This is a genomic window from Lentiprolixibacter sp. (assembly GCF_982873095.1).
Window position 1 is genome coordinate 15413 of the sequence record NZ_CEYNTP010000032.1, and the last position, 1301, is coordinate 16713.

The 1301-nt window shown below is 45.3% G+C and carries 1 protein-coding gene; it reads left to right on the top strand.

All coding sequences use genetic code 11. The features are described from left to right. The coding region (locus tag AC4E7D_RS03700; RefSeq protein WP_490172461.1) for an LTA synthase family protein at positions 1 to 1301 on the top strand (1301 nt) is incomplete at both ends.

Consider the following 1301-nt stretch of genomic DNA (forward strand, 5'->3'; position numbering starts at 1 on the left):
GAATATTACCTGCAGTATTATGAAATATTGGGAGCCGGTTTTTGGAGCCGGTATTTTGCCCTTACCACATTTGGAAAATTCGTATTACTTTTCCTGGCCTATGGCATTGCCTGTGCTATATGGCTTCATGTGTTTTATCGGCTTACCTCTTCGGTGTACAGGGTCATTAGTAAAATGTACCCCTTTACGATCATCCTGCTGAGCCTGTTTCTGGCCACTCTTGTTACAAACAAGAAGCCTGTTAATGAAAACAAGACCCAGCACGTAGTACAGGCCATTGCAGATGAAGTGTTTACCTTTAACGCTTATGAAGGGGAACCTGAATATCCCCTGATGCGCCCATTTGAAACCGATGATCAGCTCAGCCGCTATTTTGAGCTGAATGACAAGAAACCCAACCTGGTATTCATTGTGGTAGACGGACTGGGCTCAGGTTTTGTGGGAGAGAAGGGATTATATCAGGAATTTGCACCTTTTATTAACTCTCTTGCACACAGCTCGCTGTACTGGGAAAATCATCTCAGTAACACAGGGGTAAATTATGCGGCCCTGCCTACAATCATGGGCTCGCTTCCTTTTGGGGAATACGGCTTTACCAACCTGGAATCTCCAGTTAACCGGCAAACACTTTTCGGAATATTGAAGAAAAACGGTTATCAGACCGCATTTTACTACGGCGGGAACAGTGCCTTAAACCAGCTGGACCGCTTCCTTTTTGAGGAACATGTGGACCTGGTAATGGACCAGAAGAGCTTTGGGGAAAGTTATAGAAGACAGGATAAAGACCGTGCCGGGATATCCCTGGGTTACCCGGATAAAGAACTGTACCGCAACTGGGCGCTTGGTCATCTGGCTGACAACAAACCAAAGCTGGAGGTATTCCTGACCCTGAGCTCACAAAGTCCCTTTCTCATTCCGGATGCGGAACAGTATAAGAAAAGGGTAGAAGACATCCTGAAAAAAGAAAGCTTCCCTTCTCACATAGCTAAAAGAATCAAGCGTAATAAGGCCTTATTTGCCAGTATGTTGTATACGGATGAAGCCCTCAAATCTTTAATTCGAAAGTATCGCACGCTCCCGGACTATCACAATACTATTTTTATTATTACGGGAAGCCACAGTGCAACCGAGCTACCCGGCGCGGATGATTTGCATCGCTATCAGGTGCCGTTATTCATGTACAGCCCAATGGTAAAGAAACCGGTGCGGATGAATAAAATGGTGTCTCATGCAGATATCACTCCCTCCCTTTTACAACTAATGCACAACAATTTCGGCATACAGCTGCCCGATAAAATAGC